Origin of the sequence: Microvirga terrae (assembly GCF_013307435.2) — a bacterium.
Taxonomy (GTDB): Bacteria; Pseudomonadota; Alphaproteobacteria; order Rhizobiales; family Beijerinckiaceae; genus Microvirga; species Microvirga terrae.
The window spans coordinates 2,876,446-2,888,458 of record NZ_CP102845.1 but is presented as its reverse complement, the minus strand read 5'-3'; the positions used below and the strand labels follow the sequence as shown (position 1 = coordinate 2,888,458).

Below are 12,013 nucleotides of genomic sequence, written 5' to 3'. Positions count from 1 at the left end.
ATCATGGCCGAGAAGGCCCCTTCGCCGGCCAGCCAGGCACTTCTGACGGTGGAGGTGGATGGCGAGCGCTTTGCGTTTCCCGCCTCAGACGTCGCGGAGGTGATACGCCCGCCGGCCGTCTCCCGCGTGCCGCTCGCACCATCGAGCCTCGTCGGGGTTGCGAATCTGCGCGGCCTTGTCCTGCCGGTCGTTTCGCTGCGCAGCCTGATGGGACGTCCGGCAGGTTCCTCCGTGCCAACCCGTGTGGTCGTGGTCGATCGCGGTGCGCCGATCGGGTTCGAGATCGACAAGGTGGCGTCTTGGGGGGCGAGCGGTGTCGAAGGCGCGCCTGATACCGACAGCTCGACGAGCGCATCGGCGCATATTGACCTCGATGCCCTTCTGTCCCGCAACTTCGGGCATTACCGCGGACGCGTGCATCACGGCCGTGAGCCCACGGTGCCGGGTGCTCGGGAAACGAGCCTAACGGCTCCCGACGAGGTGGCTCTGGTCTGCTTTGCCGTGTCCGGCCAGGACTTTGCGCTGCCGTTGGATTCTGTCCATGAGATCGTGGCCGTCCCCTCGGGCAGTGTCGCGGTTCCGCAAGCCGATTCCGTGATGCTGGGCGTCGTGTCCCGGCGCGGGCATCTGATGCCGCTCGTGTCGCTTCGCGGACTTCTCGGTCTTCCCCTAGGTCGGCACGATGATGCCAGATCCCGTGTCGTGGTCGCACGGGTCGGCGACGCATTGGTGGGCTTGGTGGCTGACGGCATCAAGGAAGTCCTGCGACTTCCTTCAGGAGACATGGATCCTGTGCCGGCAATCCTGACCCGCGGCGCGGCGGAGGCCAAAATCCAACGCATCTGCCGCCTTGACGGCGGTCGGCGGCTTGTATCGGTCCTCTCGACTGATAACCTCTTTCGCGATCAGGCCTTGGCTGAACTCGTCGCGCCTCAGATGGAGACGAATCCAGAAATGAGCAGCCCTGATGCTTCTCCCAACTGCGACGAGCAGTTCATCGTCTTCCAACTCGGAGACGAGGAATACGGGCTGCCGATCGCGGCGGTCGAGGAGGTGGTCCGCGCTCCCGACACCCTATCTCGTCTGCCAAGGGCGCCGACGTTCATCGAGGGTGTCATGAACCTGCGTGGGCGTGTCGTGCCGGTGATCGACCAGCGGCGACGCTTCGAGATCGAAGGGGCCGGCGAAGGGCGGCGCGAGCGGATCGTCGTCGTCACGATCGACGATTTGCAGGCAGGTTTCATCGTCGACGCGGTATCGGAGGTGCTGAGGATTCCCCAAGACCAGCTTCGCCCGACACCTGAACTCGCAGCGGGCGAAGGCCAGACTGTCCACCGCATTGCCAACATCGAGACGGAGGGGCGCATGATCCTCCTGCTCGATCCGCACGAGCTTCTGGACCGGGCGGAGAAGGACTTGATCGCTTCCTTCAGCAGCGATCATCTCGATCGGGTCGACCCGTGACGCGACTGCTGATCGTCGATGATTCTCCTTTGATGCGGCGCCTTCTCGGCACGGTCTTTACCGCCGAGGGAAGTTTCGAGATCGCTTTCGCCCGTAACGGCGTGGAGGCTCTCGAGCAGCTTGGCGAGTTCAAGCCCGATGTGGTGACGCTCGACGTCCACATGCCGGAGATGGATGGTCTGACCTGTCTCGACCGCATCATGCTGGAGCGCCCATGTCCCGTCGTGATGGTCTCGTCGCTGACCGAGGAAGGAGCAAGCGTCACCCTCGAGGCTCTGGATCTGGGCGCTGTGGACTTCATCACGAAGCCGAAACGGGCCGTTTCGCTGGAGATCGAAACTCTCGCCCCTCTACTGATCGAAAAGGTTCGCGCCGCGTCGCGGGCGCGCCTCCCGGGCAGCCTGAGACTGGCCGAGCGGGTGCGGTTGAGAAGCGGCCTGACCAGAAAGCCCGCCGGCGTCGTCCGGAGAACGGCCCGCACTTTTCAGCCAGCAGTTTCGACAACCAGGAGCGCAGTGCCGTCCGCGTACGGGCTTGTGCTCGTCGGAGCCTCGACCGGTGGACCACCTGCCTTGGACACGGTGCTGTCGGGACTCCCGTCCGACTTTTCCGTGCCAGTGGTGGTCGCCCAGCACATGCCTGGATCCTTCACCGGACCTTTGGCACGGCGGCTCGACAAGCTCTGCGCACTGGACGTGGTCGAGGTCACGCAGATAATGCCGCTCAAGGCCGGCAACGTCTATATCGGGAAGGGCGATGCCGATGTCATCATCGGCGTTCGCCCAAACGGGCCAGTCGTCATGGCCGCGCCGTCGCTTCCGGAACACCGTTGGCATCCGAGCGTGGACCGCCTGGTCGACAGCGCCATGGAGCATTTCGCATCGGCGCGCCTGATCGGCGTTCTGATGACCGGCATGGGCAGCGACGGCGCGGACGCCATGACGCGGCTCCGGGAACTGGGTGGCCGCACGATCGCAGAAGCGGAGGAGAGCGCGGTCGTGTGGGGGATGCCCGGCGAGCTCGTGCGCCGGGGAGGGGCCGAGATCGTCGTTCCCTTGGAGCAGATTGCCGGGCGGATCATCGACACGGCCGGGCGCGCATGAGCAAGTCGTCGCCGAACAGCTCTGCCGCATCCGGGAAGGCGTCGGAGATCTCGCTGAGCTCGGACGAGATCCGTCGCCTGTGCGAGTTCCTCTACCGCAGGACCGGAATGACCTTCGGCGAGAGCAAGCGGTATTACATCGAAAGGCGCGTCGCTGACCGGATGTCCGCCGCGGAAATGCGCACGTTCCCGGCCTATTTCTCGTATCTTCAGACCAGCGAGAGCGAGGTCGAGCACCTGATCAACATCTTCACGGTCAACGAGACGTACTTCTACCGCGAGGAGCATCAGCTGCACTGCCTGGGCCGATCGCTCCTGCCCGACATCGTGCGGAACAGAAAGCCGGGCGATCTCGTGCGGATCTGGTCGGTGCCATGCTCGACCGGCGAGGAGCCGTACTCCGTCGCCATTTGGCTTCTCGAGAACTGGCCGATGGTGGATGCCTACCATATCGAGATCGTCGGCTCCGACATCGACACGGAGGCGCTCCTGAAAGCCCAGGAGGGCGTTTACGGGGAGCGCGCCCTGTCGCGTCTGCCGTCTCACGTGATCGATCGGTATTTCGAACCACCTCGCGATGACCAGCGCAGGCTTATCCGGGACCTACGGGAATCGGTCAAGTTCACATCGGTCAATCTGGTGGACGACGCTTCTGTCGCGGCTCAGGGCCGGTTCGACGTGGTGTTCTGTCGCAATGTTCTGATTTATTTCGACGATGGCTCCCGGGAACGCACCGCCAACAATCTCTACGATGCCCTGAATCCGGGCGGCTATCTCTGCCTCGGTCATACGGAGTCGATGAGCCGCATCTCGAAGCGCTTCAGGCTTCGCCGCTTCGAGGATGCGATCGTCTATCAACGGCCGGAGGGATCGTGATGGACGATCTTCTGCAGCACTTCGTCGTCGAGGCGCGCGAACTGACTCAGCAGGCGACCGATGATCTCCTGAATCTGGAGCGCGAACCGTCGGTCGCTGCGCACCTGGACAGCGCCTTTCGCGCGGTCCACACCCTCAAAGGCTCCGTCGGCCTGTTCGATTTTGCACCCATGGGCCTCGCGCTTCACGCCGCCGAGGATCTGCTGGGCGCCCTCAAGGGCGCTCGGGCGAGGATCGAGATCGACGCCGATGTGATCGACCTTCTCCTCGACTGCGTCGGGCAGACCGAGCGCTGGATCGCCGCCATCGAGCAGACCGGGCTGTTGCCTCCGGATGCCGCAGATGAGGGATACCGTCTTGCGCGAGCGCTCCGCTCACAGCTTGATGGTGAGGCCGCGCCGGATGGTCCGGCAATTTCGGATGCGGATGGCGGCTGGATCGAGGACCTTCTGGCAGCCGGTTCCCGCCGGGCCGATCCATTGCAGAACAGCGTCCCCCGCACCGCCATCCGGTACACGCCGCGGGCCGATTGTTTCTTCGCGGGCGATGATCCCCTGGCGCTCCTGCGATCGGTCCCCGATCTCGTCCATGTCCGGGCGACCTACCAGGCGCCCTGGCCTCCCGAGGCCGAGATCGATCCCTTCGCCTGCAATCTCCGTCTCGAGGCCCTGTCCACGGCCGGGTACGAGGCTGTGAAGGCCGTATTCCGCTTCGTTCCCGATCAGGTCGTCATTTTCGATGTGACGGGGCGTGACACAGCCGGCGGCGCTGAAGCCGGACGCGATGGATCCGCAACGCGCGAGGGACGCTCCGCCGTGGCGGGCAGTTCACGGACATTGCGTGTCGATGCGGCCAGGGTCGATCGGCTGGCGGATCTCGTCGGCGAGATGGTCATCGCCAAGAACGAGCTGGCGCACGTCGCCGCCATGAGCGATGGGGCCGGGGCGAGAGAGGATCTCGTGCGGAGCGTCGCCGCGTGCCAGGCGACCATCGACCGGCTCGTCGCCGATATGCACAGAGCCGTCATGGATGTGCGCATGATGTCCATGCGTGAGATCTTTCGGCGCTTCCCGCGTGCCGTTCGCGAGAGCGCCGGCCAGCTTGGGACGCTCGTGGAGTTTTCCATAGAAGGCGAGGACGTCGAGGCCGACAAGTCCGTTACGGAGGGGCTGTCCGAGCCTCTGCTCCATGTCCTGCGCAACGCCGTCGCTCATGGGGGCGAGCCGGAGGCGGTCCGCCTCGGAGCAGGAAAGCCCGCCGAAGTCAGGATTGTCCTCAGGGCCCGCCGGGATGGCGATCGTCTCGTCGTCGAAGTGAGCGACGACGGGCGCGGCATCGACCCCGAGCTGGTGCGTCGTGCCGCTCACGAGCGGGGTGTCGCGCCGGCAGACCGTATCGAAACCATGAGCGACGCCGAAGTCACGGACCTGATCTTCGCTCCGGGGTTCTCCACCGCCTCCGATGTGACGGATCTGTCCGGCCGCGGGGTCGGCATGGACGCCGTCCGCTCGGCGGTCGAGAGGCTCGGCGGGCAGGTGGCCGTGCAGAGCCGTCCCGGGCACGGGACGACGATCCGCTTCTCCTTGCCGCTGAGCGTGGTCATGACCAAGGTGATGACGGTGCACGTCGGGTCCGAGACCTACGGCATTCCCATCGAGGGCGTTCTGGAAACCGCCTATCTGCCCGCCTCGCGCATCATTCCCATCCAGGGGGCGGAGGCTTTCGTCCTGCGCGACCGCACCATACCCCTGGTCAGGCTGACGGATCTTCTTCGGATTCCTCGGGGAAGGGATGGGGAAGGCGGCACGAAAGTTCTCGTCATGTGGGTCGGGGGCGAGAGGGTCGGCATCGCGGTCGACGGATTTGGTGGGCGCTTGGACATTCTGATGCGCCCCATGGCCGGTCTGCTGGCGGGCCTCCCGGGCGTCATCGGCACGACCCTGATGGGAGACGGGAGCGTCCTGATGATCCTCGATATCCCGGAGCTGATCGGATGAGCGTGCGTCTGACGGGCGATACCATCTTGCTGGAAGGAGATTGCCGTGTCGAGGACGCGGAGCCGCTGCTCCGGTGGCTTCAGGAGGATCGCGGCCGCGTCGTGGATCTGACGGATGCCGGACACCTCCATACGGCGGTGTTCCAGATTCTACTGGCCCTGCGGCCATCCGTCAGGGGAGAAGGAAAGGATACCTTCGTCCGGACCTGGATGGTCCCGATCCTGTCGGCGGCTCAAACGTCTGGGGCCGGGAGCACGGAGGGCTGACCGGTTGTCATTCGTTTCGGATACTCTAAAAGAGCAAATAACCCTTTCCTCTCAAAAATGAGCTGGTCTGTCCGGACAATCCGAACCCGCTGGTGGAGCATCTGAGTGGCTACAACTGTTCTGATCGTCGACGACAGCAAGCTGGCACGCATCGTTGCCGGCAAGGCACTGGCTGTGCTGCAGCCTGACTGGGAGCGCATCGAGGCCGGCAACGCGCAGGACGCCCTCGACATCATCCGTCATCGCAAGATCGATCTTGCGATGATCGACTACAACATGCCGGAGAAGGATGGTCTTGAACTCGCGGCTGAACTGCGCGCCATCCATCCGACCATGCCGATTGCCGTCATCACGGCCAACATCCAGGACGAGGTGATCGCGCGGGCGAGGGAGGTCAATGCCACCTTCGTCAGCAAGCCTCTGACCGAGGACGGGCTCAGAGGATTCATTTCCGGAGCGGCGCTGCGCCTGCGATCGGGTGGCACGCCGTCATGATGAACGATGACATCGCTCTGACGGAACTCGAACACGATGCGTTGACGGAACTCGTCAATATCGGGGTCAGCCGCGCGGCCTCGAGCCTGCGCAAGATGATCGGCGAGGAGGTGCTCCTTTCGGTGCCGTCCATCGAGCTCATGGCACCTCATCACGCCGCCCGGTTGATCGGCGAGCGGGAGACGGATGACCTCGTGGCTATTCAGCAGCGCTTCGAGGGCGCGTTCTCAGGCCGGGCTCTGTTGATCTTTCCCGAAGCCACCAGCCTCGACCTCATCAAGGCGATCATTGGGAACGACGTGCCACCCGACGAAGTCGTCGCCATGGAGCAGGAGGCTCTTGCCGAAACGGGCAACATCATCCTGAACGGCTGCCTCGCCACCATGGCGAATATGCTGAAGCGATCCCTCAGCGTTTCTCTGCCCGAAGTGATCCGCGGCGACGGAACCCGGCTCTTCACCGTTGAGCACAATCAGCCGGACGATGGGCTGGTTCTGTTTCTCTATATCAATTTCTCAATTCGGAATCGTAATATCCGAGGCTATATCGCCATGCTGATGGATCTGCCGTCGCTTGCCGCATTGAAGGAGCTCATCGCAAGCTTCATCGATCGTGTGATCGGAGACGAGGCCTAGGCTATGGCATTCACGATCTCCCTCAAGAGACCCTGCCAAGAATGACCGCCCAGATCCTGTCCCAGCGCGAAGCCAAGCAGGCGATCGACCTGGCCGCGGACGAATTGCGACGCGTGGCCGGGCCGGTCTTCGCTGCGTTCGAGAAGTCCGGGCTGCCCATGGTCGCCACGGATCCGCGGGCGTTCGACAATCCGATCGTTTACGTCAACGACGCCTTCTCCAGAGTGACAGGCTACGCGCCCGAGGAGGCGATCGGCAGAAACTGTCGGTTCCTCCAGGCTCCCGACGCGGACCAGAAGGCGGTCGCGCAGATCCGGGAAGCGGTCACCGGCGGCCGGGCGGTCTCAGCCGAACTGCTGAACCGGCGCAAGGATGGTTCTCAGTTTTGGAACCATCTCTTCATCACGCCCGTGTGCGATTCCACCGGCGAGCCTCAGTTCTTCCTCGCGACACAGGTCGACGTCACGGAGGCGCATCAGTCGAGGTCGATGCAGGCTGCCTTCGAGGCGAGCCAAAGAGAGCTGGGTCAGACGAACGAGAGGCTGCGCCAGACCCTGACAGTGGCCGGAAGTGGCGGCTCCTGGGACTGGGACATCCCTCGGGGACGCTTCACGGCAGATGCGCGGTTCGCGGTTCTTCATGATCTCGATCCCGTCGAGGCGGAAAAAGGCCTGCCCGTCGAGGACTTCTTCAAGTCGATCCATCCGGACGACCGTCGACGGGTTCGTCTCGCCGTTGGCGGCATTCTCAATGGGGCGGAGATCTTCTCGAAGGAGTACCGGCTCCTCGGGTCGGACGGTTCGGTGAAATGGGCCCTTGCGAGGGGGCGTTGCCATTTCGATCAGAGCGACCAGCCGGTGCGTTTCACCGGCGTCGTCGTCGACATTACCGAGCAGAAGCACGTCGAACAGCGTCTCCGGATCGCCCAGAGTGCGGGCGGCGTCGGAACGTTCGAGTACGTGGAGGGCTACGCGACCGTCAACGTCTCGGAGGAGTTCTGCCGATTGCTCGGGCTCCATCCGAGCAATGCCCTTCCCATTCGCACCGTGAACTCTCTGGTCGAGCCGGGCGATCGTCCGATCGTCGAACCGAGCTCGGGCGAAACCGCTTCCTATGTCGAGTTTCGGATCAAGCGCGCCGATGACAAGGAGCCCCGGTGGCTGGCTCGGCGCGGCGAGTATGTGCGCGATGCAGATACGGCAGGCCTGCGATTCATCGGCGTCGTCTACGACATCACGGTCGCCAAGCAGTCCGAGGCAAGGCTTCGCGAGCTCAACGAACGTCTCGAGAGCCGCGTGGAAGAGCGCACCCGGGAGCGTGACCGGCTCTGGAGCCTCTCCAGCGATCTGTTCTGCGTGTGCGACTCCGACGGACTGCTCAACGCCGTGAACCCGGCCTGGACGGAGGTACTCGGCTATCGCGAGGACGAGATCGTCGGAACCCGGATCGATACCTGGATCTATGAAGAGGATAAGCCGCTGGGGAACAGCCTGCTCCAGGCGCTGCAGAGCGGGCGAGCCGTCAAGGACTTCGATATTCGCGTCCAGGCGAAGGACGGATCCTGCCGCTGGATCAACTGGACCTTTGCTCCAGCCGGGGATGTGTTCTACAGCGTCGGACGCGATGTCTCTCAGCGCAAGCAGCTTGAGGAGCAGCTTCGACAAAGCCAGAAGATGGAGGCCGTCGGGCAGTTGACCGGCGGCATCGCGCACGACTTCAACAACCTGCTGACGGGCATCGTCGGCTCGCTCGATCTCCTCCAGTCCCGCATGGCGCAGGGACGCCTCGAGAAACTCGACCGATACATCGGCGCCGCGACGACGTCGGCTAATCGCGCTGCGGCGCTCACGCACCGCCTTCTCGCCTTTGCCCGGCGGCAGCCGCTCGATCCGAAGCCTGTCGATGCCAACCGGCTCGTCCTGTCGATGGAGGATCTGCTTCGGCGAACGATGTCGGAATCGATCCAGCTCAACATCGTCACGTCCGAGAGCCTGCCTCTCACGATCTGCGATCCGAACCAGCTCGAAAGCGCGATTCTCAATCTTGCGATCAACGCTCGCGATGCGATGCCGGGGGGAGGATCACTCACGATCGAGACCTCCGTGTCCAATTTGGATCGGTTCTGTGCGCTTTCCCAGCAGGATGTCGCTCCTGGGCTTTATGTGACGATCAGCGTGTCCGATTCCGGCACGGGCATGCCCGCCGACGTTCTGGCTCAAGCCTTCGATCCGTTCTTCACGACCAAACCGATCGGCGAGGGGACGGGGCTCGGCCTCTCCATGGTCTACGGCTTCGCCAAGCAATCCGAGGGGCACGTCAGGATTTACAGCGAGGTCGGGAAGGGAACGTCCGTCAAGATCTATCTGCCCCACCATACGGGTGAGCTGGAAGGCGAAGCGCCCGCGTCGGGGCTGAGCGACGCCCATCGGGCGGAAGAGGGCGAGACGGTTCTCGTGGTCGAGGACGAGCCCGTCGTGCGGTCGCTCATCCTCGAGGTGCTGGCCGATCTTGGCTATCACGCCCTGGAGGCGGTGGATGGTCCGTCCGGACTCAAAGTGCTCGAATCGAAACAGCGAGTGGACCTGCTCGTCAGCGACGTGGGCCTGCCGGGCCTGAACGGCCGCCAACTCGCCGATCACGCCCGCCTGGTGCGCCCCAACCTGAAGGTGCTCTTCATCACCGGCTATGCCGAGCAGGCCGCCATCGCGTCCGGCTTTCTGGCGCCCGGCATGGAGATGATCACGAAGCCCTTCGCCATCGAAGACCTGGCGGTTCGAATCCGCAGTATCATCGAAAAGGGGCCGGACAGACGCTAGAGTATCCGTATTGATCAAGCGGGTTTTGGGGACCAGTTTCGCTGATCTCGCAAGAGCGCATTGGCCAGGATGATGAGCTTGCGCATGATGGCCGTCAGGGCGACCTTGGCCGGCTTGCCCGCCGCGAGCAGGGCCTGGTACTTGGCCTTCAGATCCGGATTGAAGCGGGCCGCCACCAGCGCTGGCATGTACAGCGCCTGACGCAGATGGGCGCGGCCGCCCCGGATCGTGCGGCGACCGCGCGAGGTTCCGCTGTCGCGCGCCACCGGAGCCAAGCCGGCGAGGCTGGCCACCTGGCTCTGATCGAGGCTGCCGAGTTCAGGCATCTCGACGAGCAGGCTCACGGCCGTGGCTTGAGCAATGCCGGGAATGCTCATGAGGATGGCCAGACGCGGGGCGAGATCCGCATCCGCCTGACACAGGCTGAGAAGTTGGGCGTCGACCGCAGCCAAGTGGCGGACTATCTGGCGCAGCCGCTGGTCGAGCTGACGTCGCAACAAGGGAGAGCGGACCACCTTCTGCCGGTTGAGAGCGGCCGTGCGGTCCTTGATCAGCGCCTGCCGCGCCACCACCAGCTCCTTCATGGCATCCAGAGTGGGACTGAGCACGGGCCGGGTGGGAGGCTCGAGCAGGGCTCCAAAACGCGCCAGCAGGGCCGCATCGAGCCGATCGGTTTTGGCGAGCTGTCCCAGGGCTTCCGCGAAGCGGCGGGCGTGGCGGGGATTGATCTTCGCCAGCGGCAGGCCGGCACTGGCAAGACTGCGCTCCAGCCCGCGGTGATAGGCGCCGGTCGGCTCGAAGACCACGCGCTGAATGGCGTACGCGGCCAGCCAAGCGATGAGGGCGCGATGGCCTTTGGCGTCGTTGGGGAAGTGGCGCGTGGCCCCGTCGGGGCAGAGACAGACATCGAGCTGATCTTTGGCAATGTCGATGCCGGCGGTCTGTGGTATAGGATGATCCATCTTTTCCGCGTCCTTGGCTTGTCATGCGGGCCATCACGCCCGGGTATCCGTTCAGGCCACGAGGAAAAGAGAGGGGCGGTCTGACTCTAGCTCGACCCGCTCCGGTCTGCGTCGGAACGACCCGTCCCCTCCCACCGCCAGCGAGCTCGCGACCCGCTGGCGGTGTCCTCATCTTGCTCGATCAGGACGCGAAAATCATAAGACAAGCATCGGACGTGAATAGTGGAATGCACTTTTATGACTGATGCTCATCTTGCCAGATGGCGCATCGTTTGAGCGGCCCCAGCGGGCCGCGCCAGTTACAACCGGATCCGTGTTTCACTGATATCGCCCGGCGTTCGAAATCCGTTCGGGTCTGCGCGCGGGCCCCCGTCACGGCGAGATGCGACGAACCCGCGCTTGTTTCTCGGCGGGATCGGTTTCGGCCAGCTTCGTCTCGATCGACGACGCTTCCTTCCTGAGCAGTGGGGCGATTTCGAGTTGCCGCTCCCGGCTCAGGCGACTCGCCGTTGCTGCGATGGAAAGAGCCCCGACCGGTCTGCCGTCGGGGCCATGAATCGGAACCCCGATCGCCCAGGAGTCCGGGAGAAGCATCCCGGGATTGAGGGCATAGCCTCTCTCACGGGTGTCCTGAACGAGATTGCGAAGAACGGAGGGCGAGAAAGGCGGATACTTCTCCGCAAGAACGTCCGCATTGGCGGCCAGCACGTCCTCCACCTCGTCATCGGGAAGGGCGGCGAGCAGGGCCAAGCCTCCTGCCCCTACGCCGAGCGGGTGGCGATCTCCCGCATGAAGGGCGTGGACCCTGATCGGAAAAGGACCTTCCTCTCGATGGACGCAGATGGAGTAGACGTCGCGCGGCACGGAAAGAAAGGCGGTGTCGCCGGTTCGCTGGCTCAACCGCACGAGGGACCGGACGGAGATCGAATGAATGCCGAATCGGGCGCTCGCCAGCGTGCCGAGAACGTGGATCTCCGGGCCCAGATAATACCGTCTGGTCTCGTGGTCCTGATCGAGCAGACCGGCCCGCGCGAGGGCGAGAAGCATGCGTCGTACGGTCGGCTTCGACAGGCTGCATTGCTCGACCAGTTCAGACAGCCGGGCGCCGGAGGGGCCCGCACGGCCTACGAGCAGCAGCAAGGTCGCAGCCCGGTCGATCGCCTGTGCCCCGTGGGACGACGGGTTGCTGATGCCCTGGACGGCGATCTTGGCGGAAATGCTCTTCTCGTATTCCAATATATGGACCTTCGATGACCGCCTTCCCGGGATTCAGCCCGGGCGGCAGTTTTTCATTGACAAGCGATCCTATCAGAGTGCCTCCTAAGGGGCCAATGAAAACGCCCGGCAAGCGGCGTGTCCTGAATCAAGGGAGGTCCGATATATGGACCTTGGCTCTGAGG

At 64.0% G+C, this 12,013-nt stretch carries 10 protein-coding genes; 8 read left to right on the top strand and 2 right to left on the bottom strand.

The features are described 5' to 3' along the window. Positions 1-3 precede the first annotated feature (3 nt). From HPT29_RS13650 to HPT29_RS13615, 8 genes are all read left to right on the top strand, one after another. Positions 4-1,464 carry a chemotaxis protein CheW gene (locus HPT29_RS13650; protein ID WP_173945599.1) on the top strand — a complete coding sequence of 487 codons (1,461 nt, stop codon included), beginning with the start codon at positions 4-6 and terminating at the stop codon, positions 1,462-1,464. Beyond that, positions 1,461-2,567 (top strand): chemotaxis-specific protein-glutamate methyltransferase CheB, encoded by a 1,107-nt coding sequence (cheB, locus tag HPT29_RS13645; RefSeq protein WP_173945600.1) that lies wholly within the window; start codon positions 1,461-1,463, stop codon positions 2,565-2,567. The genes HPT29_RS13650 and cheB overlap by 4 nt, the downstream gene beginning before the upstream one ends. Then, positions 2,564-3,442, top strand: a complete 879-nt coding sequence (locus tag HPT29_RS13640) for a CheR family methyltransferase (RefSeq protein WP_173945601.1) — start codon at positions 2,564-2,566, stop codon at positions 3,440-3,442. The genes cheB and HPT29_RS13640 overlap by 4 nt, the downstream gene beginning before the upstream one ends. Then, entirely contained in the window at positions 3,442-5,439 is a 1,998-nt protein-coding gene (locus HPT29_RS13635; protein WP_173945602.1) for a chemotaxis protein CheA, read from the top strand. Before HPT29_RS13640 ends, HPT29_RS13635 begins: the two co-directional genes overlap by 1 nt. Continuing rightward, a complete protein-coding gene (locus HPT29_RS13630; RefSeq protein WP_173945603.1) occupies positions 5,436-5,705 on the top strand; it encodes a hypothetical protein in 270 nt (89 codons plus the stop codon). The genes HPT29_RS13635 and HPT29_RS13630 overlap by 4 nt, the downstream gene beginning before the upstream one ends. Positions 5,706-5,810: 105 nt before the next feature. Beyond that, positions 5,811-6,200: a response regulator transcription factor gene (locus HPT29_RS13625; protein ID WP_173945604.1), complete on the top strand. Its 390-nt coding sequence runs from the start codon at positions 5,811-5,813 to the stop codon at positions 6,198-6,200. Beyond that, positions 6,197-6,835 (top strand): chemotaxis protein CheX, encoded by a 639-nt coding sequence (locus tag HPT29_RS13620; RefSeq protein WP_173945605.1) that lies wholly within the window; start codon positions 6,197-6,199, stop codon positions 6,833-6,835. Before HPT29_RS13625 ends, HPT29_RS13620 begins: the two co-directional genes overlap by 4 nt. 41 nt (positions 6,836-6,876) lie before the next feature. Then, on the top strand, positions 6,877-9,651 hold the full coding sequence (locus HPT29_RS13615) for a PAS domain S-box protein (protein WP_210271930.1): 2,775 nt from the start codon (positions 6,877-6,879) through the stop codon (positions 9,649-9,651). 14 nt (positions 9,652-9,665) lie between these two features. Here HPT29_RS13615 and HPT29_RS13610 read toward each other — a convergent pair whose 3' ends face one another. Together HPT29_RS13610 and HPT29_RS13605 are read right to left on the bottom strand one after the other, a co-directional pair. Further along, the gene (locus HPT29_RS13610) at positions 9,666-10,613 is read right to left on the bottom strand and encodes an IS110 family RNA-guided transposase (RefSeq protein WP_173944981.1); all 948 of its coding nucleotides are present in this window, start codon (positions 10,611-10,613) and stop codon (positions 9,666-9,668) included. A gap of 372 nt (positions 10,614-10,985) precedes the next feature. Then, positions 10,986-11,852 (bottom strand): IclR family transcriptional regulator, encoded by an 867-nt coding sequence (locus HPT29_RS13605; RefSeq protein ID WP_173945789.1) that lies wholly within the window; start codon positions 11,850-11,852, stop codon positions 10,986-10,988. Between the last annotated feature and the right edge of the window lie 161 nt (positions 11,853-12,013).

Bases quoted from the DNA above. Each gene is read 5' to 3' on its own strand.
- HPT29_RS13650 (WP_173945599.1), top strand. From the start codon at position 4: ATGGCCGAGAAGGCCCCTTCGCCGGCCAGCCAGGCACTTCTGACGGTG.
- HPT29_RS13640 (WP_173945601.1), top strand. From the start codon at position 2,564: ATGAGCAAGTCGTCGCCGAACAGCTCTGCCGCATCCGGGAAGGCGTCG.
- HPT29_RS13635 (WP_173945602.1), top strand. From the start codon at position 3,442: ATGGACGATCTTCTGCAGCACTTCGTCGTCGAGGCGCGCGAACTGACT.
- HPT29_RS13630 (WP_173945603.1), top strand. From the start codon at position 5,436: ATGAGCGTGCGTCTGACGGGCGATACCATCTTGCTGGAAGGAGATTGC.
- HPT29_RS13620 (WP_173945605.1), top strand. From the start codon at position 6,197: ATGATGAACGATGACATCGCTCTGACGGAACTCGAACACGATGCGTTG.
- HPT29_RS13615 (WP_210271930.1), top strand. From the start codon at position 6,877: ATGACCGCCCAGATCCTGTCCCAGCGCGAAGCCAAGCAGGCGATCGAC.
- HPT29_RS13610 (WP_173944981.1), bottom strand. From the start codon at position 10,613: ATGGATCATCCTATACCACAGACCGCCGGCATCGACATTGCCAAAGAT.